We start from the raw sequence: 18,700 nt of genomic DNA on the forward strand, positions 1-18,700 counted from the left end.
CGCAGCGCAATCCCGGGCCGCAAGGCGCCGGGCCTTGCCGTGTTGCGCCCCGCCCTGCCCCTGCCGCTTTCCGCATACGACCATTGTGCAATACCGCCAACCCGGCACGCCTTAGATACTGTGGCAGGCCGGCAGCCCGCGCAGGGCGGTGGCTGAGGAATATCCAATGATAGGGAGGAGCCCAATGAACCGCTTCATCACGGCGGTCGCCGCGGGGACCATGATGGCGGGCGTCAGCCACGCCGGAGTCACCGAAGACGACCTCAGGAACGACCAGACGACCACAACGCAGGTGGTCACAAACGGGATGGGGCGGCACCTGCAGCGCTACAGCCCGCTGGAAACACTGAACAAGGATAACGTCGCAAACCTGGTGCCCGCCTGGGCTTTCAGCCTTGGCGGTGAAAAGCAGCGCGGCCAGGAAACCCAACCGCTGATCTACGACGGCATCATGTACATCACCGGCTCCTACAGCCGCGTCTATGCCATCGACGTCGAGACCGGCAAGGAGATCTGGCAGTATGACGCCCGTCTGCCCGAAGGCATCCTGCCCTGCTGCGATGTGGTGAACCGCGGCGGCGCGATCTATGGCGACACCTTCTATTTCGGCACGCTGGACGCCCGCATTGTGGCACTGGACCTCAAGACCGGCGACGTGAAATGGCGCAAGAAGGTGGCCGACTACAAGGCCGGTTACTCGATGACCGCAGCACCGCTGATCGTCAACGGGCTGGTGATCACCGGCAACTCCGGCGGCGAGTTCGGAATTGTCGGCGAGGTGCAGGCACGCGACGCCGAAACCGGCGAGCTGGTCTGGACCCGGCCGGTGATCGAGGGCCACATGGGCACCTTCAAGGGTGAGGAAAGCACCATGACCGGCACCCTTAACGCCACCTGGCCGGGCGACATGTGGAAGACCGGCGGCGGCGCCACCTGGCTCGGCGGCTCTTACGATGCGGAAACCGATACCCTGGTCTTCGGTGCCGGCAACCCGGCGCCCTGGAACAGCCACCTGCGCAACGCAGGCACCCCGGTGGAGGGCAACGCGGGCGATAACCTCTATGCCGCGAGCCGGATCGGCATCGACCCCGCCAATGGCGAGATCAAGTGGCACTTCCAGACCACCCCGCGCGAAGGCTGGGACTATGACGGCGTCAACGAGGTGGTCGCCTATACCGACCGCAGCGGCAACAAGCGCTTTGCCACCGCCGACCGTAACGGCTTCTTCTATGTCCTGAACCGGGAAGATGGAAAATTCGTCAGTGCGTCGCCCTTCGTCAAGGACATCACCTGGGCTGAGCGTATCGACGAGACCGGGCGCCCGGTGTTTAATGAGGACAACCGCCCCGGAAACCCGGCGGATGCGGCCGACGGCAACAAGGGAGAGGTCATCTTTGCCTCGCCGTCGTTCTTGGGCGGCAAGAACTGGATGCCGATGGCGTTTTCGCAGAACACCGGCAATTTCTATGTGCCTTCGAACGAATGGGGCATGGACATCTGGAACGAGCCGATCAGCTACAAGAAGGGCGCCGCCTACCTCGGCGCGGGCTTCACCATCAAGCCGAACTACGAGGACCACATCGGCAGCCTCAAGGCGATCGACCCGGACACCGGCGACATCAAGTGGGAGTACAAGAACGACGCGCCCCTCTGGGCCGGGGTGATGACCACAGCAGGCGGGCTCGTGTTCACCGGCACCCCCGAGGGCCGTTTCATCGCCTTTGATGACGAAACCGGCGAGGAACTGTGGTCGTTCCAGACCGGCTCCGGCATCGTCGGCCAGCCGATCACCTGGGAACAGGACGGCGAGCAGTATGTCTCGGTCATTTCCGGCTGGGGCGGCGCGGTGCCGCTGTGGGGCGGCGAGGTGGCCAAAAAGGTCAACTACCTGAACCAGGGCGGCATGCTCTGGACGTTCCGCCTGCCGCGGCAGCTGGCACAAGCAGACTGATCCGCCCGGCAGAGGGCCGCAAGCAAGGAACACAGGCGCGCTTCCGGAGGGAGCGCGCCTGCCATATGCGACTTTAGGCGTATACCGCTGCTGCTGTCAGCTTGCTAAGCTGGCAGGAAAACAACAGCTCTGGTGCAAATATGCCGACACACACCGACACGCCGAACACTCCAGAGTTCCATGCGGCGCTGCTGGTGGATGACCACCCGCTTTTCTGTGACGCCTTGGCGATGACACTGCAGGCCGTTTCCGCGATCAGCAGCATGCACACCGCGCCGGCGCTGCAGGCTGCGCTCGACATGCTCGCCGGCGGCGTCCGCGTTGACCTGGTGGTGCTGGATCTGAACCTGCCCGACGTCAACGGGCTGGACGGGCTGCTGCGCCTGCGCAAGGTGACCGGCTGCCCGATCCTCGTGGTGTCCTCAATGGCAGACAACCGCATCGTCAGCTCAGTCATCCATGCCGGTGCCAATGGCTTCATCCCAAAACACAGCCAGCGCGATGTGTTCCAAAAAGCGCTGGAGACAATCAGCCAAGGCGATGTCTTCCTGCCCGACGGCTATGTGCTTCTGGATGGGGACTCGGAAAACAACGACGATGTGCTTCAGCGGCTGTCACTGCTTACCAACCAGCAGGCACGCATCCTGCAGCTGATCTGCGAGGGCAAGCTCAACAAGCAGATCGCCTATGAGTTGTCTATTGCCGAAACTACCGTTAAGGCCCACATCACCGCCATTATGCGGAAACTCGGGGTGCAAAGCCGCACCCAGGCGGTTCTAGCCGCCAAGCAGGCAAGCTTTGCTAACGTCTTGCAAGGCACGCCGCCGCCCGCCTAATCTGGCGGGCAAAAACGGGGAGGAGAGATAGGATGGACCCTGTCCATGGTCCGTCACGCACGTCCGTGGCGGAACCTCAGGTCGTCCGGTCCGGCTCGGTTGACTGCCGGGCAACGGACGCTGTGGAACAGCTCGCACAGGCGCTGAACCCCAACGGGTTGTCGCTGGTGGTTCTGTTTCTGTCACCAGACACCGACGTTGCTCGTCTGATCGATGAGGCACAGCGCCGTTTTGCCCCGGCGCAGGTTGTCGGCTGCACCTCTGCCGGAGAGATTTCAGCGGCCGGCTATGTCGAGGGCGAGATCGTCGCCATCGGGTTTTCCCAGTCGCATTTCCAGACCCGCACCATTCTGATCGAGGATCTCGGCAGCTTTGATCCGCACAGCGTGATCGAACGGATGATCCGCAACCGCAATCACATGGCGCAGGACACCGGTGACTGGGTGTCGGACTTCACCTTCCTGCTGGTCGATGGGCTCTCTACCAAGGAGGACACGCTGACCTCGCAACTGTCGGTCGGATTGGGGCCGGTGGCCTTTTTCGGAGGTTCCGCGGGCGACGGCACCAACTTCGGCAAGACATATGTGCTGCATGGCGGCCAAGCCCATTCCAACGCCGCCATCCTGATCCAGGTCCGCAGCCGCTGCCCGATCGAAGTGTTCAAGACCGACCACCTGATCCCGTCGCAGAAGCGCATGGTGGTGACCGGGGCCGATCCGGCCCGCCGGGTGGTGCATGAGATCAATGCCGAACCCGCTGCCCGCGAATACGCCCGGGTTCTGGGCAAGGATCCGGAACAGCTCACCCCCTTCACCTTTGCCGCCCACCCGGTCGCGGTGCAGTTCGGCGACCAGCACCATGTGCGCGCCATCCAGCGGGTTGCCGACAACGACGAGCTGGTGTTCTTCTCCGCCATCGACGAAGGCGTGGTGCTGACCCTGGCTGAGCCAGAGGATATGGTCACTCACTTGGAGCGCGAAATGGCCGCCCTCAGCGCCGAGCGCCGCCCAGAGATTATTCTGGCCTGCGATTGCATCCTGCGGCGGCTGGAGGCGCAGCAGAAACAGGTCTCGCAGGACATTTCCCGCATTCTGCGCGACAACCGGGTGGTCGGTTTTTCGACTTACGGCGAGCAGATCAACTCAATGCATGTCAACCAGACTTTGACCGGGGTAGCAATCTATCCGCCGGACGAGGGCTAAGCCATGGTGCATGAGCTGATCGACCCCAGCGACCCGCCGGAGCGGCAGAACCAGAAGCTGCTGAAGATCGTGGAAACCCTGATGCGCCGCGCTGAGCAGAGCTCGGATGCCTCCGGCGAGGCCTACGCCCAGTTCCAGCGCGCTGTGATGCTGGAGGAAGAAGTGCGCCTGCGCACCCGCGAGCTGGAGCATGCGCTGGACCTGCTCAACGAGTTGAACGCCAGGCTGGCGCTGGCCAATGCCGAAACCGAGGCTGCCCGCGCCAATCTGGCCAATGCGATTGAGACGGTGCAGGAAGGTTTTGCGCTGTTTGACGCGCAGGATGTGCTGGTCATGTGCAACACACGGTTCGGCAAGCACATGGCCGATATCTACCATGCGCTGAGGCCCGGACTGAAATTTGCCGACTACGTGAATCTGGTGGCAAACAGCGCCCATCTAGCGCTGCCGGAGGGAGAAACCGCCGCCGGCTGGGAGGCTTACCGGATCGCCCGCCACAAGGACGACCATGCGGTGTTCAACGTGATGATGGCCGGCAACAGCTGGCTGCAAGTCAGCGAGCACCGCACCCCGGACGGCGGCACCGTGATCCTGCAAACCGACATCACCGACATGATGCGGCTGGAGCGGCAGGAGCGCGAGCGGCTGCTCGACGACCAGTCGCGGGTGATCAAGGCAACGCTGGAGCATCTCGACCAGGGTGTCTGCATCTTTGACGCCCAGAACCGCCTGGTCGGCTGGAACCGCCGAGCCGGGGAGCTTTTGTCGATGCCCGCGGGCAAGTTCCAGCTGGGCATGTTCTTTGCAACCCTGTACCGCCAGGCCGCGGACAGCATCCGGATCCTCGGCGGCACCCGGCCGGAAGAAGTCGAGGCTTGGGTTGCCAGCACCGCCAAGCGGGCGCCGCTTTCCTTCGAGATCGGTCTGGGCCGCGACCGCATCCTGACAGTCTTTGCACAGCAGATGCCGGACAAAGGCTTTGTCATCAGCTTTACAGATGTCACCGCCGAACGCGCCGCCGTCCGCACCATTTCCCAAGTCAACGAAACGCTGGAGCAGCGGGTGGCTGAACGGACGCTGGAGCTGGAGGACGCGCTGTCAGAGGCTGAACGCGCCAATGCCTCCAAATCCCGGTTTGTCGCCGCCGCCAGCCACGACCTGCTGCAACCTTTGTCCGCTGCCAAGCTTTATGTCGGCTCGCTGGAGGATGATCTGCGCGACGCGGGCCTCAGAGACCGGGCGGCCAAGGCGGGCAACGCCCTGGTGGCGGTTGAACGCATCCTCGGTGCCCTGCTGGACATCTCCAAGCTCAACTCCGGCCTCGCTGCCATTGACCGCACGGCCATCAGCCTTGACGCAATGCTGGACCAGCTGAAAGACGAGCTGGAGCCCGTTGCCCGGCTCAAGGGGCTGGACTTCCGGGTCGTGCGGAGCAGCGCCGTGGTCGATAGCGACGCTGCCTATCTGCGCCGCATCCTTCAAAACCTGGCCTCCAATGCGGTGCGCTACACCGATCGCGGAAAGGTTCTTATCGGAGTGCGGCAGCGGCACGGACATGTGCTGCTTGAGGTCCGCGACACCGGCCCCGGCATCCCCCCGGAGCATCAGGACAGAGTGTTTCAGGAATTTCAGAGGCTCAACGCCAAGGCCAGCCCTTCGGACGGCATGGGGCTCGGGCTTGCCATTGTAGAGCGGGCTTGCCGGCTGTTGAAGCATCCGCTGAACCTCAGTTCCGAAGTCGGGCTCGGCACTTGCCTCTCGGTGGAGCTGCCGCTTAGCACGGCGGCGCGAGCGCCTTCGCCGCTGGCCGGCCCCAGCCCCCTTGCGGCGGTCCCGTTCGAAAACCGGATTGTCACGCTGATCGAAAACGACGCCGGGCTCAGGGCGGCGCTGGAGATCACGCTGGAGAGCTGGGGTCTCAATGTGCTCCCCTGCGCCAGCTGCGCCGAGGCCAGCGCACTGCTGCAGGAAATCGACATCTGCCCCGATGCTATTATTGCCGACTATCAGCTGGACAACGGCGCACTGGGAACGGACGCAATTGCCTCCCTCAGGGCGCAGCACGGGCCGGTCCCGGCTTGCTTGGTCACCGCAAACCGCTCACCAGATCTGGCGGCGGCCTGCGCCGGACTGAACGCAGCGCTTTTGCACAAGCCGATAGACACAAGCGAACTGCGCGCATTCCTGGAGCGTGCTCTGATCTGACCAGCCCGCAAGCGGCTTTAGCGGAGACACACGTCCGAGCGCGTCAGGAACCGCTTCCCGCTGCCGTTTTCCAGCGAAAACATCCCGCCAATACCGTCGATGGCGTCGATCACCAGATCGGTATGCTTCCAGCGGTCATATTGATCAGCGTTCATGTAAAACGGCACAGCACCAATCTCTCCAACCAGGACATCGCTGTCTCCGACGATATAATCCCCCTGCTGAAAGCACATTGGCGCGGACCCGTCGCAGCAGCCGCCGGACTGATGAAACAAGAGATCCGGCCCGAACCGCGCCCTCAGCTCCCCGATCAATTGCAGCGCCGCCTCTGTTGCCGTTACAGTCATGCCAGTTGGCCCTGTCATTGCAGACTCCCCCGCCAAAAGAAAGAAAACGGCCCCGGAAATCCCGGGGCCGCCCGTCGTTCGGCTGCTCAGAAGAACCCCAGCGCATTGGGGCTGTAGCTCACCAGCAAATTCTTGGTCTGACGGTAGTGGTCCAGCATCATCTTGTGGTTCTCCCGCCCGATGCCCGACTGCTTATAGCCGCCAAAGGCCGCATGCGCCGGATAGGCGTGATAACAGTTGGTCCACACACGTCCGGCCTGGATGCCCCTGCCAAAACGGAAAGCGCGGTTGGTGTCGCGGGTCCACACCCCGGCCCCCAGGCCGTAAAGCGTGTCATTGGCAATCTCCAGCGCCTCGGCGTCATCCTTGAAGGTGGTGACGGACAGCACCGGGCCAAAGATCTCCTCCTGGAAGATCCGCATTTTGTTGTGGCCCTTGAACACCGTGGGCTCAATGTAGTTGCCGCCTTCCAGCCCTTCCAGGGTAGAGACATTGCCGCCGGTCAGCAGCTCGGCGCCCTCATCCTTGCCCAGTTGCAGATAGGAGGCGATTTTCTCTTTCTGCTCGGTTGACGCCTGCGCCCCGATCATCGTGTCCATGGACAGCGGATTGCCCTGCTTCACCGCCTTCACACGCTCGATCGCGCGCGCCATGAAGTCGTCATAGATCGACTCCTGGATCAGCGCCCGGCTGGGACAGGTGCAGACCTCGCCCTGGTTCAGGGCAAACATGGTGAAACCTTCCAGGCATTTGTCGAAATATGCGTCATCAGCGCTCATCACATCCTCAAAGAAGATGTTCGGGGACTTGCCGCCCAGTTCCAGCGTCACCGGGATCAGGTTCTGGCTGGCATACTGCATGATCAGCCGCCCGGTTGTAGTCTCGCCGGTAAAGGCGATCTTGGCTATCCGGTTCGACGAGGCCAGCGGCTTGCCCGCCTCCAGCCCAAAGCCGTTGACGATGTTCAGGACGCCGGCTGGCAGCACACCGGCAATCAGCTCCGCCAGAACCATGATCGAAGCCGGCGTCTGCTCTGCCGGTTTAAGCACCACGCAGTTGCCCGCCGCCAGCGCCGGCGCCAGCTTCCACACCGCCATCAGCAGCGGGAAATTCCATGGGATGATCTGCCCGACCACGCCCAGCGGCTCCGGAATGTGATAGGCATAGGTGTCGGCGTCGATTTCCGAGATATGGCCCTCCTCGGCGCGGATGCAGCCCGCGAAATAGCGCCAGTGGTCGACACAGAGGGCAAGGTCGGCGTGGATCGACTCGCGGATCGGCTTGCCGTTGTCCAGCGTTTCAGCCGCGGCCAGCAGCTGGGTGTTTGCCTCCATGATATCGGCGATCTTCAGCAGCATGTTGGCGCGCTCGGTGGTCGAGGTCTTGCCCCAGGCCGGAAACGCTGCATGGGCCGCATCCAGCGCCGCCTCGACATCATCGGCGTTCGAGCGGGCAATCTCGCAGATCACATCACCGTTGATCGGGGTGGTGTTTTCAAAATACTGGCCCGAGCGGGGCGCGGTGAATTCGCCGTTGATAAAGTTGCCATAGCGCGGCTTGAACGGAAACTCGACGCCCAGATGCGCCGTGTCCAGCGCAGAATTGGCCAGCCCGTTTGTGTGGATGTTCATGCCATTCCTCCCAACAATTGATCCAAGAAATGCAGCGGAACTGGCGGCCATGCACCTTCAATTGCAGGCACTCGGTCCGGTGCTGCTCAAAGGCTTAGACCATCGGCGGAAGCCGCGGTATTCGACCAAAGTCCCTGGTTGGGGCTGAGCGGGGAAACCCGAACGGCAACCGGGCCATCTCCGGCGCCGGCCCGATGCGCCGCACGTCCTGCAAAGCACTACCGAGATTTTCGGCAACCAAGCCAGCTGGTTCCCGCCCGCAGTGCCCGCCAGCTGTCTTTACCCCGCTGAACCTGGGCCACAACTCTTGCCGATAAAGGGGAACAGAAGATGGCTCGGAAGCAGTATTGGACAGGGACAACCTGAAACTCTAGCTTGAGATCGAACTGAAGCTGGCGGATGGCAGCGGCATGCACACCAATTGCCGCGGTGCTGGTATCTGCGATGCGGCCAGCTACACTTTGCGGCACCAGTTCGGTGGCATGAGCAGGTCTCAATTGCTGGAGCTGCACAGCCTTGAGAACGAGAATACGAGGAGGAGGCCCCTATACCACAAAGACCGTTCAATCATCCTGATCCGGCCGAAGTATCCTAATCACGTCTGGAACGTGGATTTTGCTCAAGTCAAGCTCGGCAATGGCCAGGCCTGCAATCGCAAAAAGCCCCGCTGCTGCGGGGCATAAGACTTTGTTATTACTTGAGGATTTTGGTTGCGGGAGCAGGATTTGAACCTGCGACCTTCAGGTTATGAGCCTGACGAGCTACCTGGCTGCTCCATCCCGCGACAGGTGTTATTGATCGTTTAGAGAGTATATTGGATTTTACTAGGTTTGGCGGTGACCTACTCTCCCAGGGCTTGAGCCCAAGTACCATCGGCGCGACAGTGCTTAACTTCCGGGTTCGGGATGGGACCGGGTGTTTCACTTGTGCTGTGGCCACCAAACCGAGGAAAATCCAAGCGCCGGAGGCGGTTGGCTTTTCTCGGTTGGCGGTCGGCAGCGTGTTTGCGAAGCAAATGCGCGAGAGACCGCAGCTGAGTTATGTCACGATGACATTTCCAAATGCGTCCGGCGTACAATCAACATGTCCAGTCAAAGGGATGGTTTGCTTGTTTGGTTTTGTAACACTGTCTGTTACTGGATCAAATCAAGCCTGTCGGGCGATTAGTACCGGTCAGCTGAACGCATTGCTGCGCTTACACCTCCGGCCTATCGGCGTGGTGGTCTTCCACGGCCCTCAGGGATACCTTGTTTTGAGGGGGGCTTCCCGCTTAGATGCCTTCAGCGGTTATCCTGTCCGATCATAGCTACCCAGCACTGCAATTGGCATTACAACTGGTCCACCAGTGGATCGTTCACCCCGGTCCTCTCGTACTAGGGGCAACTCCTCTCAAGTATCCTGCACCCACGGCAGATAGGGACCGAACTGTCTCACGACGTTCTAAACCCAGCTCACGTACCTCTTTAAACGGCGAACAGCCGTACCCTTGGGACCTGCTCCAGCCCCAGGATGAGATGAGCCGACATCGAGGTGCCAAACACTGCCGTCGATATGGACTCTTGGGCAGTATCAGCCTGTTATCCCCGGCGTACCTTTTATCCGTTGAGCGATGGCCCTTCCACGCGGGACCACCGGATCACTATGGCCGACTTTCGTCTCTGCTCGACTTGTCAGTCTTGCAGTCAGGCTGGCTTCTGCCATTGCACTCAACGAGCGATTTCCGACCGCTCTGAGCCAACCTTCGCGCGCCTCCGTTACTCTTTAGGAGGCGACCGCCCCAGTCAAACTACCCGCCACGCAGGGTCCCGGATCCGGATAACGGACCGCGGTTAGACATCAAGAGTGCGAAGGGTGGTATCTCAAGGGAGGCTCCACAGGAACTTGCGTTCCTGCTTCGATGCCTACCACCTATCCTGCACATCACAATCCTGATGCCAGTGCGAAGCTGTAGTAAAGGTGCACGGGGTCTTTCCGTCTAACCGCGGGAAGCCTGCATCTTGACAGGCAATTCAATTTCGCTGAGTTGATGTTGGAGACAGCGGGGAAGTCGTTACGCCATTCGTGCAGGTCGGAACTTACCCGACAAGGAATTTCGCTACCTTAGGACCGTTATAGTTACGGCCGCCGTTTACCTGGGCTTCAATTCGGAGCTCTCACCCCTCCTTTTAACCTTCAGGCACCGGGCAGGCGTCAGACCCTATACGTCGCCTTGCGGCTTCGCAGAGCCCTGTGTTTTTAATAAACAGTCGCCACCCCCTGGTTTGTGCCCCCGGATCCAAGTTGCCTTGAACCCGGGCCTCCTTCTCGCGAACTTACGGAGGTATTTTGCCGAGTTCCTTCAACATCGTTCTCTCAAGCGCCTTGGTATGCTCTACCAGTCCACCTGTGTCGGTTTAGGGTACGGTCTGATGGAGGGCTATTTCCAGGGACCAATCAGCGGCCCGCCCAATCCGATAAGGGCGAACAACCTTCATGATCCGTCACATCCTCCTGGCTCAGGAATATTAACCTGATTCCCATCGCCTACGCCTTTCGGCCTCGGCTTAGGGGCCGGCTTACCCTGCTCAGATTAGCTTTAAGCAGGAACCCTTGGACTTTCGGCGAGAGTGTCTCTCACACTCTTTGTCGCTACTCATGTCATCATTCTCGCTAGTGATCTCTCCACCGGATGGCTCACGCCCCGGCTTCATCGAAAGCCTCTCTCCTCCAATGTATCCGAAGATACTAAGGAGGAATGAGACTATGTCACACTACGCTCTGCTACCATGCACTATGTGCATCCTCGGCTTCGGCTCATGGCTTGAGCCCCGTTACATCTTCGCCGCAAGACATCTTGATTAGACCAGTGAGCTGTTACGCTATCTTTAAAGGATGGCTGCTTCTAAGCCAACCTCCTGGTTGTTTTGGACGTCTCACCTGCTTTCCCACTTAGCCATGAATTGGGGGCCTTAGCCGGAGGTCAGGGTTGTTTCCCTCTCCACGACGGACGTTAGCATCCGCCGTGTGTCTGCCATCCAGTACTCCCGGGTATTCGGAGTTTGGTTAGGATCAGTAAGCCTGTGGGGCCCCATTACCCATCCAGTGCTCTACCCCCCGGGGTATTCGGATGACGCTCTACCTAAATAGATTTCGCAGAGAACCAGCTATCTCCGAGTTTGATTGGCCTTTCACCCCTAGGCACAGCTCATCCCGATCCTTTTCAACGGATGTGGGTTCGGTCCTCCAGTGCGTGTTACCGCACCTTCAACCTGGCCATGCCTAGATCACTCGGTTTCGGGTCTGATCCCACGAACTCATGCGCCCTATTAAGACTCGCTTTCGCTGCGCCTCCGCCTAACGGCTTAAGCTTGCTCGTGAGACCAAGTCGATGACCCATTATACAAAAGGTACGCTGTCAGCCCTCAAGGGGCCTCCAACTGATTGTAGGCGTTCGGTTTCAGGTACTGTTTCACTCCCCTCGCCGGGGTGCTTTTCACCTTTCCCTCACGGTACTGGTTCGCTATCGGTCAGTAAGGAGTACTTAGCCTTCGGAGGTGGTCCTCCGGTCTTCGAACAGGATTTCACGTGTCCCGCCCTACTTAATACGTCCCTCAAAGCTTCCCATACGGGGCTGTCACCCGCTCTGGCTGCGTTTCCCAACGCATTCTGGTCACTTATCAGGCTCGGCTGGTCCGCGTTCGCTCGCCGCTACTAACGGAGTCTCTATTGATGTCCTTTCCTCCGGGTACTTAGATGTTTCAGTTCCCCGGGTTTGCTCTTAAAGACCTATGTATTCAGTCCTTAAGTACCTGGTTCAAACCATTATTGATTACCGAAGGTAACAATAACGATCTGTCAGGTGGGTTCCCCCATTCAGAGATCTTGGGATCAAAGCCTATTCCCGGCTCCCCCAAGCTTATCGCAGGGTATCACGTCTTTCATCGCCTCTTACTGCCAAGGCATCCGCCAAACGCCCTTCTCGCGCTTGATTTGATCCAGAAAAAGACAGTGTATCTGCCACGATGCGGAAGCTGGTAAGAAACCGCATCCTTATTCCGGACCAAAAAGCAAACTATCCCGCTCCCGGTCATGTCGGTGACCAGGAACTTGTTGCGCAGTCTTGCGACCGCGCGGGTTAGTGTACTTGACTTGGACAACACTGCCGTTTCAGCCGGGCACACCCTGGGACGTCTGAGGAAAGCTGACGTATTCCAAGGCTCGCCTCACTTCCGAAGAAGATCGGCACCTGACTGAGGCCAATCCCTCACGCGGGCGGCCAGCAGTATTGTTGATTGTATCTCTCTTAACGATGTCAATGTGTTCGTCCGGTTGGACGTTCAAACCGTTCCGCAGAACCGCTTGAAGATCAAACCGATACGGCCACTCCCGCGGGGAGTGGTGGGTCGAGGAGGACTTGAACCTCCGACCTCACGCTTATCAGGCGTGCGCTCTAACCACCTGAGCTACCGACCCGTATCCGTTCGGGCCGTTTGCATGAGTGGTGGAGCCTAGGAGGATCGAACTCCTGACCTCCTGAATGCAAATCAGGCGCTCTCCCAGCTGAGCTAAGGCCCCTTGCTTTGTACCCTGCCGGGGCAGGATCCGATGTTTTCTGAAGAGATATGAGGACGGTCCGGTCCGTGATGTGGACAGCTTTGTTTGCTGTCCGTTGCTAAGTGACCTACGAAGCCTGGTGACCCTAAAGTCAAGCCAGCCTTGCTAAGGCCATCCTTAGAAAGGAGGTGATCCAGCCGCAGGTTCCCCTACGGCTACCTTGTTACGACTTCACCCCAGTCGCTGAGCTCACCGTGGTCCGCTGCCTCCAAAAGGTTGGCGCACGGCCTTCGGGTAAACCCAACTCCCATGGTGTGACGGGCGGTGTGTACAAGGCCCGGGAACGTATTCACCGCGTCATGCTGTTACGCGATTACTAGCGATTCCGACTTCATGCCGCCGAGTTGCAGACGACAATCCGAACTGAGACAGTTTTTTGGGATTAACCCATTGTCACTGCCATTGTAGCACGTGTGTAGCCCAACCCGTAAGGGCCATGAGGACTTGACGTCATCCACACCTTCCTCCCGCTTATCACGGGCAGTTTCCTTAGAGTGCCCAGCCGAACTGCTGGCAACTAAGGATGTGGGTTGCGCTCGTTGCCGGACTTAACCGAACATCTCACGACACGAGCTGACGACAGCCATGCAGCACCTGTCACCAGGCCACCGAAGTGGAAGACCCATCTCTGGGCCGGTCCTGGGATGTCAAGGGTTGGTAAGGTTCTGCGCGTTGCTTCGAATTAAACCACATGCTCCACCGCTTGTGCGGGCCCCCGTCAATTCCTTTGAGTTTTAACCTTGCGGCCGTACTCCCCAGGCGGAATGCTTAATCCGTTAGGTGTGACACCGACTAGCATGCTAGCCGACGTCTGGCATTCATCGTTTACGGTGTGGACTACCAGGGTATCTAATCCTGTTTGCTCCCCACACTTTCGCACCTCAGCGTCAGTATCGAGCCAGTGAGCCGCCTTCGCCACTGGTGTTCCTCCGAATATCTACGAATTTCACCTCTACACTCGGAATTCCACTCACCTCTCTCGAACTCAAGACCAGGAGTTTTGGAGGCAGTTCCGGGGTTGAGCCCCGGGATTTCACCCCCAACTTTCTGGTCCGCCTACGCGCGCTTTACGCCCAGTAATTCCGAACAACGCTAACCCCCTCCGTATTACCGCGGCTGCTGGCACGGAGTTAGCCGGGGTTTCTTTACCTGCTACTGTCATTATCATCACAGGCGAAAGAGCTTTACGACCCTAAGGCCTTCATCACTCACGCGGCATGGCTGGATCAGGGTTGCCCCCATTGTCCAAGATTCCCCACTGCTGCCTCCCGTAGGAGTTTGGGCCGTGTCTCAGTCCCAGTGTTGCTGATCATCCTCTAAAACCAGCTATAGATCGTAGACTTGGTAGGCCGTTACCCCACCAACTATCTAATCTAACGCGGGCCGATCCTTCTCCGATAAATCTTTCCCCCGAAGGGCGTATAAGGTATTACTCACCGTTTCCAGTGGCTATTCCTTAGAGAAGGGCACGTTCCCACGCGTTACTAACCCGTCCGCCGCTCACCCCGAAGGGCGCGCTCGACTTGCATGTGTTAGGCCTGCCGCCAGCGTTCGTTCTGAGCCAGGATCAAACTCTCAAGTTGAAAAGCTGTTGCCAGCTTATCCTTGACGTTCGAACCTCTGCACATCACTGCCGATCCGGCTAGGATCGGCAATAGTCTCTGTCTGTATGTGCTTCAGCTTCAAAAGAAACCAAAGTACCGTACAAGACAGTGAAGCTGACACTCCATCATCGGCCCGAAAGCCTAAGAGCGCGATATGCATCGGTCTGATCCATCGAAATGAACCGTGACCGCCCGCATATCTCTTCAGTCATCCATCAATGTCAAAGAGCATCACCTCTGAGAGACAACAATCCCGGCTGCGCTCCAATCTCTTGCTGCGCCGCCGTTCCAGCTAACCCTCGGTGGTGACCGTCAGCGCCTCAGCGCCGCCGGTGAGGGGTGTTCTATGGTGAGCGCCGAAGAGTCGCAACCCCTTTTTTGAAGTTTTGGTGACTTTTCACGCACCGGCCCGAAAGATGGATAAAAATCAATTACTTGCGCCTGTTCGATTTGTGCATTCCGGCAAAAATCGCAGCGTCTCCCCAGCGCTGCCGCCAAGCCTAAATAGAGCGATGTGACCCTGTGTCCCGCCGTACCACTATATATTGGGGGCACATGTATTCAGGGCACAATTCTGGGATGTTACGCGAGTCGGGGCCCAATCCCGCAAACGGCCCGGCACCCGACCGATTCCGCAAAGGCACCTGCACGGGTCTCAAGTGCGCCAGAAACCGCCGCCTATTTCGTTGCCTGCTGCCATAATACGGCAAGCACGCCACCGCATGATACGCACGGACCCGGAATGCGTTTCTGGCGCGACGCACCGCGATCAAAAGCCAGACGCCCGGTGATAGAGGCCGATGATATCGCGTCTGACGGTGTACGGAGCGGCGGGCCATTTCAACTCTCCGCACCGAAGGCGCTCAATAGCACAGGACCGTGCGGAACGGCCCCGCGAAGGCCTGGCAAGCAGCCGCCGCGGAACGTTGCCCATATATAACCGGCGCCAGCCGGCTTTTGCCCAAAAACTCAGAAGTCGTCCCAGCCCTGCGCGGCCGGCAGCATCTCTACCGCTGCGATCGGGCCCGCAGGCGCGGCCAGCTTCTGATGCCCTCCAGCATACACCTCCGGGGCGGGCGCAACGGCAAGGCTGGCGCCGCCGCGGAACTTGGAGACCTCCCGTGTCAGCTGGCTGGCGTCGGAGGACAACAGGCGGCTGGCAGCAGAGGCTTCCTCCACCATCGCTGCATTTTGCTGGGTCACCTGATCCAGCTGCGAAACACCCAGGTTGATTTCACTCAGCGATGTCGCCTGCTCCTTGGCCCCTGCTGCAATGCCGCTGATATGGGACGAGATGGTGCCCACGCTCTCGATGATCTGCTGCAGTTCCTCGCCGGTTCTTCCGACCAGGTCCACCCCGGTGGCCACTTGCTGCTTGCTCTGGCCGATCAGCTGCTTGATCTCTCCGGCCGCCCCCGCAGAGCGCTGCGCCAGTGCCCGCACCTCCGACGCGACAACCGCAAACCCGCGGCCCGCCTCGCCTGCCCTCGCCGCCTCAACCCCGGCATTGAGCGCCAGCAGGTTGGTCTGAAAGGCGATATCGTCGATCATTCCGATGATCTTGGCGATTTCCTCCGACGACGCCTCAATCTGCGACATTGCCGCCACCGCGTCCGTAACCACCCGGCCGCTGCGCTCAGCTGCGGTCTTGGCGTCGCTGACGATGACCTCCACCTTCTCTGCGCCTTCTGCGGAGGAGTGCACCGTGCCGGTCAGCTCCTCAATGGCAGCCGCAGTCTGCTCCAGGGTTGCTGCCTGGCTCTCGGTGCGCTGGGACAATTCACCGGCCGATTTGGTCATCTCACCGGCGGTGCGCTCCACGGCCTCGGACACCTGTGTCACCGCTCCCATGGCGGTTTCCAGCTGCCCTGCTGACTGGTTGAACGCCTCGCCCAGCGCCGCGATATCGGCCTGATCCGACAATTTGACCCGAACCGTCAGATCCCCCTGGCTCATCGCCTCAAGACCGCGGGCGATTTCCTGCAGGCCAAGACGCCGCTCCGTCACATCCGAGGCAACGAGAACCACACGCTCAACAGCGCCCCCGGCTCCGGCAACCGGTGCGTAGCTGGCTTGGAACCAAACGGTGGAGCCATCCTTTGCTATCCGCGGAAACTGCCCCGTGAACACCTCACCAGAGGCCAGTTTTTCCCAGAAGCTTTTGTATTCCGCTCCGGCAGCAATCTCCGGCGCTACGAACATCGAGTGCTGCTGCCCCGCGATCTCTTCCATCCTGTAGCCCATGGCGGCAAGAAAATTGCCGTTTGCTGTCAGAAGGTCACCATCCGGGTTGAACTGAGCAACGGCTTGGGTGGCATCAACAGCGTCTGCAATGATCCTGGCGCCGCTGTCCTGTTCTGCGGGCCGTGCTGCCTTGAATTTGAAAAACAAAAGTCTTCTCCGCGCATTCCTGATTCTCTGTGCTCCCGAAGGGAGTAGACCGATTCCAAAAGAAATCTCTTAACACCGGCCCGCACGTACGGGCGCGGGTTTACGATGATTTCACCCTGCCCGGCCCTGTCCTGACACACCGGCGGGACACCTGGATCTGCATAGCCCTGTGCACAATGGCGCCGCGTAGTCACACGCACCGCCCATCTTTACCAGTTAACAACCAAAGGTTGTGATGATAGTGGAAATGACGCCATAAGATGTTCTGTGCGCCGTGAGCTATTCACGCGGCAGTCTGGCTGCACTCCGCGCCAGGCACAGCATCAACCCGCGGATCGGTGATGAACCGCGCGGGCGGCGACAACTGAAAGCGACAGACATGACAATTGCCAAGCAAGCAGCCTCCCGTCAGTCCCGCTTCTCCGAAGCCTGGCTGCGCTTTCACGAGAAACGGATTGCAGCCGGGCTGGCGGCCGGGGGATTTCTGTTTGATTACCTGACACCGCTGGGCGTCGCTGCCGGACTTATCTATGCCTCTTTCATTATACTTGCCGTCTGGGCAGCCAAACCGGAGGCTGCCTTCACTTACGCCAAGATTGCGACTGTGCTGACGGTGACCGGCTACTTCCTGTTCCAGCGGATCGGCATAGACGAAAGCGTTGTCCTGATGAACAGGACGCTAACGCTGTTTGCGATCTGGATTATCGCCTCCGTTGTGCACGAACTGAAGACCAACCAGCTGTTTTTGGAGCAGAAACAGAAGGAGCTGACTGCAATACAGGACAACACCGCCGAGGGCATGATCACAATTGACTGCAAGGGTATTATTCAAAGCTACAACCGTGCCTGCGAAAAGATTTTCGGTTATTCCGCCAGCGAAGCGGTTGGCCGCAATGTTAAGTTCCTGATGCCTGAACCCTATCGCTCCAGGCACGATGGCTACATCGCCGCTCACCTGCGGACCGGTCAAAACAGGAATATCGGCACACGACGGGAATTTCAGGGGCGGCACAAGGACGGCGGCACGTTTCCCCTTGAACTGTCGATGAGCGAGGTCAGGGTGGGCGGCCATCATCTGTTCAGCGGCATTGTCCGCGATATTTCCGACCGCAAACACGCCGAGGCGGAACGTGAAGAGATCATGAGCGAACTGGCCCGCTCGAACCGGGACCTGGACGATTTCGCCTATGTCGCCTCCCACGATTTGCGCGCGCCTCTGCGCGTGATCGGGAACGCCTCCCAGTGGCTGGAGGAAGATCTGGCGGACGGATTGGATGATGACAGCCGGGAAAATCTGGAATTGCTCCGTGCCCGGGTATCACGGATGGACCGGCTGCTCGATGATCTTCTCGAATACTCCCGGGCAGGCCGCCAGCAAGACAGCAGGTATCAGCAGACCATGCCTGGCGGCGAGCTGATGCGTGAGGTCCTGATGCTGGTCGAAAGGCCGGAGGGGTTCACCATCAGTATCGCACCCGGCTTTGACGGTATCCAGCTGCCGAACATGCCGCTCAAGCAGATTTTCACCAATCTTGTTTCCAACGCGATCAAGCATAATGACCGCGCCACCGGCACGGTCTGGGTAAACGTAGAGGACGCAGGTGAAAACTACCTGTTTTCAGTCGCCGATGACGGTCCCGGCATCGCTCCCGAGTACCACAATCAGGTATTCAAAATGTTCCAGACCCTGAAATCGCGCGACGAGGTCGAGGGCAGCGGCATCGGCCTGTCAATCGTCAAGAAGCATCTGGAGCGCGCAGGCGGCACGATCTCTGTCCGTTCCGCCCACGGGGAAGGCTGCGCATTCAGCTTCACCTGGCCAAAGCAGCAGGAGCTTCAGCAGAAAAGCGGATAAAGTGGAAACCCGCCGCAGCGGATTCCGCCCTGGAGGAAACGTGAGGATCCTCTGGGCCAAAGCCGCCACAGACGTCTCCCGTACC

General features: G+C 59.6%; 8 protein-coding genes, 3 tRNA genes and 3 rRNA genes. 5 read left to right on the top strand and 9 right to left on the bottom strand.

The window, feature by feature from the left end; translation table 11 throughout:
• The first annotated feature begins 184 nt into the window (after positions 1-184).
• The 4 genes from ACXAED_RS04850 (at position 185) to ACXAED_RS04865 (ending at position 6,194) form a co-directional block, all read left to right on the top strand.
• Complete coding sequence (locus tag ACXAED_RS04850) at positions 185-1,951, top strand: PQQ-dependent methanol/ethanol family dehydrogenase (RefSeq protein ID WP_475047299.1); 1,767 nt, start codon at positions 185-187, stop codon at positions 1,949-1,951.
• 140 nt (positions 1,952-2,091) lie between these two features.
• A complete protein-coding gene (locus tag ACXAED_RS04855) occupies positions 2,092-2,787 on the top strand; it encodes a LuxR C-terminal-related transcriptional regulator (RefSeq protein ID WP_475047300.1) in 696 nt (231 codons plus the stop codon).
• A gap of 32 nt (positions 2,788-2,819) precedes the next feature.
• On the top strand, positions 2,820-3,989 hold the full coding sequence (locus ACXAED_RS04860) for an FIST N-terminal domain-containing protein (protein WP_475047302.1): 1,170 nt from the start codon (positions 2,820-2,822) through the stop codon (positions 3,987-3,989).
• Between the two features lie 3 nt (positions 3,990-3,992).
• Positions 3,993-6,194 carry a sensor histidine kinase gene (locus tag ACXAED_RS04865; protein WP_475047304.1) on the top strand — a complete coding sequence of 734 codons (2,202 nt, stop codon included), beginning with the start codon at positions 3,993-3,995 and terminating at the stop codon, positions 6,192-6,194.
• A gap of 17 nt (positions 6,195-6,211) precedes the next feature.
• Here the strand turns inward: ACXAED_RS04865 and ACXAED_RS04870 are convergent, their stop codons facing one another.
• The 9 genes from ACXAED_RS04870 to ACXAED_RS04910 all read right to left on the bottom strand — a co-directional run bounded on the left by ACXAED_RS04870 (position 6,212) and on the right by ACXAED_RS04910 (position 16,760).
• Positions 6,212-6,559 (bottom strand): DUF779 domain-containing protein, encoded by a 348-nt coding sequence (locus tag ACXAED_RS04870; RefSeq protein ID WP_475047305.1) that lies wholly within the window; start codon positions 6,557-6,559, stop codon positions 6,212-6,214.
• Positions 6,560-6,627: 68 nt separating this feature from the next.
• The gene (gene adh, locus ACXAED_RS04875; protein WP_475047306.1) at positions 6,628-8,172 is read right to left on the bottom strand and encodes an aldehyde dehydrogenase; all 1,545 of its coding nucleotides are present in this window, start codon (positions 8,170-8,172) and stop codon (positions 6,628-6,630) included.
• A gap of 707 nt (positions 8,173-8,879) precedes the next feature.
• A tRNA-Met gene (locus tag ACXAED_RS04880) sits at positions 8,880-8,956 on the bottom strand.
• A 44-nt stretch (positions 8,957-9,000) separates the two neighbouring features.
• Positions 9,001-9,115, bottom strand: a 5S ribosomal RNA gene (gene rrf, locus ACXAED_RS04885).
• A gap of 199 nt (positions 9,116-9,314) precedes the next feature.
• Positions 9,315-12,142, bottom strand: a 23S ribosomal RNA gene (locus ACXAED_RS04890).
• 405 nt (positions 12,143-12,547) lie between these two features.
• Positions 12,548-12,624: transfer RNA gene (locus tag ACXAED_RS04895), tRNA-Ile, on the bottom strand.
• A 26-nt stretch (positions 12,625-12,650) separates the two neighbouring features.
• A tRNA-Ala gene (locus tag ACXAED_RS04900) sits at positions 12,651-12,726 on the bottom strand.
• Positions 12,727-12,886: 160 nt separating this feature from the next.
• Positions 12,887-14,348: ribosomal RNA gene (locus ACXAED_RS04905) — 16S ribosomal RNA — on the bottom strand.
• The 16S, 23S and 5S rRNA genes sit together here with 3 tRNA genes alongside, the layout of an rRNA operon.
• Positions 14,349-15,338: 990 nt before the next feature.
• Positions 15,339-16,760, bottom strand: coding sequence for a methyl-accepting chemotaxis protein (locus tag ACXAED_RS04910; protein WP_475047307.1), 1,422 nt, complete (start codon positions 16,758-16,760; stop codon positions 15,339-15,341).
• A 379-nt stretch (positions 16,761-17,139) separates the two neighbouring features.
• On the opposite strand from ACXAED_RS04910, the gene ACXAED_RS04915 reads away from it, so the two are divergent.
• The gene (locus ACXAED_RS04915; RefSeq protein WP_475047309.1) at positions 17,140-18,615 is read left to right on the top strand and encodes a sensor histidine kinase; all 1,476 of its coding nucleotides are present in this window, start codon (positions 17,140-17,142) and stop codon (positions 18,613-18,615) included.
• The last annotated feature ends 85 nt before the right edge of the window (positions 18,616-18,700 follow it).

Source organism: Leisingera sp. ABM4_103 (assembly GCF_056158685.1).

Coding starts and splice junctions, on each gene's coding strand:
- ACXAED_RS04850 (WP_475047299.1), top strand. CDS start 185: ATGAACCGCTTCATCACGGCGGTCGCCGCGGGGACCATGATGGCGGGC.
- ACXAED_RS04855 (WP_475047300.1), top strand. CDS start 2,092: ATGCCGACACACACCGACACGCCGAACACTCCAGAGTTCCATGCGGCG.
- ACXAED_RS04860 (WP_475047302.1), top strand. CDS start 2,820: ATGGACCCTGTCCATGGTCCGTCACGCACGTCCGTGGCGGAACCTCAG.
- ACXAED_RS04865 (WP_475047304.1), top strand. CDS start 3,993: ATGGTGCATGAGCTGATCGACCCCAGCGACCCGCCGGAGCGGCAGAAC.
- ACXAED_RS04870 (WP_475047305.1), bottom strand. CDS start 6,559: ATGACAGGGCCAACTGGCATGACTGTAACGGCAACAGAGGCGGCGCTG.
- adh (WP_475047306.1), bottom strand. CDS start 8,172: ATGAACATCCACACAAACGGGCTGGCCAATTCTGCGCTGGACACGGCG.
- ACXAED_RS04915 (WP_475047309.1), top strand. CDS start 17,140: ATGACAATTGCCAAGCAAGCAGCCTCCCGTCAGTCCCGCTTCTCCGAA.